Origin of the sequence: Streptomyces sp. IBSBF 3136, from assembly GCF_036815105.1 — a bacterium.
GTDB lineage: Bacteria > Actinomycetota > Actinomycetes > Streptomycetales > Streptomycetaceae > Streptomyces.
The window spans coordinates 1-2,005 of the sequence record NZ_JAJSZC010000435.1; the positions used below are offsets into that span (position 1 = coordinate 1).

Annotated in this window: 1 protein-coding gene; it reads right to left on the reverse strand. The window is 73.8% G+C overall.

Annotation, left to right across the window (positions count from 1 at the left end; all coding sequences use genetic code 11):
• Positions 1 to 83 precede the first annotated feature (83 nt).
• Positions 84 to 1,898, reverse strand: a complete 1,815-nt coding sequence (locus V7E45_RS39955) for a 3-hydroxyacyl-CoA dehydrogenase family protein (protein ID WP_333779198.1) — start codon at positions 1,896 to 1,898, stop codon at positions 84 to 86.
• Between the last annotated feature and the right edge of the window lie 107 nt (positions 1,899 to 2,005).

Genomic DNA, 2,005 nt, shown 5'->3' on the forward strand with positions numbered 1-2,005 from the left:
GGACTGGGGCGGGCGGCGGGAACCCGTGGGGGTCCAGCAGCCCGCCCCAGTCCGTCTCCGTGCGGGACCAGTCGCCGGCGCCGTCAGCGGCGGGCATACTCGCGGAAGCCGCGGCCGGTCTTGCGGCCGAGGCAGCCCGCGGCCACCAGGTGCTCCAGCAGCGGCGCCGGGGCCAGGCCCGGGTCGCGGAACTCGCGGTGCAGGACCTTCTCGATGGCCAGCGAGACGTCCAGGCCGACCACGTCCAGCAGCTCGAACGGGCCCATCGGGTAGCCGCCGCCGAGCTTCATCGCCGCGTCGATGTCGTCCAGGGTGGCGTAGTGCTCCTGGACCATCTTCACCGCGTTGTTGAGGTACGGGAACAGCAGCGCGTTCACGATGAACCCGGCGCGGTCGCCGCAGTCCACCGCGTGCTTGCGCACCTTCGCGCAGACCTCGCGGACGGTGGCGTGGACGTCGTCGGCCGTAAGGACCGTGCGCACGACCTCCACCAGCTTCATCGCCGGGGCCGGGTTGAAGAAGTGCATGCCGATCACGTCCTGCGGACGCGAGGTGGCGCGGGCGCAGGCGACCACGGGCAGCGAGGAGGTGGTGGTGGCGAGGACCGCGCCCGGCTTGCAGACCTTGTCCAGCGCCTGGAACAACTGCCGCTTGACCTCCAGGTCCTCGGCGACCGCCTCGACCGCCAGGTCGACGTCGGCGAACGCTTCGTAGGAGCCCGCCGGGGTGATCCGGTCCAGTGTCTGCGCCGCGGCCTCGGCGGTCAGCCGGCCCTTGTCCACGGAACGCGCCAGCGACTTGCCGATCCGGGCCTTGGCGGTCGCCGCCTTCTCCTCGCTGCGCGCGGCGAGGACGACGTCGTACCCGGCCTTGGCGAACACCTCGGCGATGCCGGACGCCATGGTGCCGGACCCCGCCACCCCGACGGAGCGGACGGGGCGGCCCGCGACCCGGGCGCCGTCCGCCGCCGGCGTCAGCGCGTCGGGCACGACCGTGGCGCTGCCGGGCGCCTCGTAGGTGTAGAAGCCGCGGCCCGCCTTGCGGCCGGTCAGGCCTGCCTCGCTGAGCTGCTTCAGGATCGGGGCGGGGGCGTGCAGCCGGTCCCGGGACTCGGCGTACATGGCGTCGAGGACCGTGCGCGCGGTGTCCACGCCGATCAGGTCCAGCAGGGCCAGCGGGCCCATGGGCAGGCCGCAGCCGAGCCGCATCGCCGCGTCGATGTCCTCGCGGGAGGCGTACCGGGCCTCGTACATCGCGGCGGCCTGGTTCAGGTAGCCGAACAGCAGGCCGTCCGCCACGAAGCCGGGGCGGTCGCCGACCGCGACCGGCTCCTTGCCCAGCTCGATCGCCAGGTCGGTGACGGCGGCGACGGCCTGCGGCGCGGTCAGCACCGAGGAGACGACCTCGACGAGCTTCATCGCCTGCGCGGGGTTGAAGAAGTGCAGTCCGAGCACGCGCTCGGGGCGGGCCGAGTCGGCGGCGAGCCGGGTGACCGAGAGGGCGTTGGTACCGGTGGCGAGGATCGTCTCCGGGCGGACGATGCCGTCCAGTTCGCGGAAGATCTGGTGCTTGACCTCGTACGACTCCGGGGCGACCTCGATGACCAGGTCGGCGTCGGCCGCCGCGCGCAGGTCCGTGGAGGTACGGACCCGGGCCAGCACGCCGGCGCGCTCCTGCTCGGTCAGCCGGCCGCGCTCCACCGCGCGGGCGGTGGCGGACTCCAGGGCGGCGACGGTCCGCTCGGTCTGGGCCTCGCTGATGTCGATGCCGATCACCTCGCGGCCTGCCTTCGCGAGGACCTCGGTGATGCCGGTGCCCATGGTGCCGAGGCCGACGACGGCGATCGTCTTCAGCGCGGACAGCGGGGAGCCGGACTGGGGGGACAGGGGAGTGGCCATCGCGGGACTCCAGGAATGAGGGTGACGACTAGGAACGCGCCGGGGGGGGCGGGGGGGCCCCCCCCGGGGGGGGGGTGGGGGGGGGTTTCGCGGCTGCCAACCCCAAC

Coding starts and splice junctions, on each gene's coding strand:
- V7E45_RS39955 (WP_333779198.1), bottom strand. CDS start 1,898: ATGGCCACTCCCCTGTCCCCCCAGTCCGGCTCCCCGCTGTCCGCGCTG.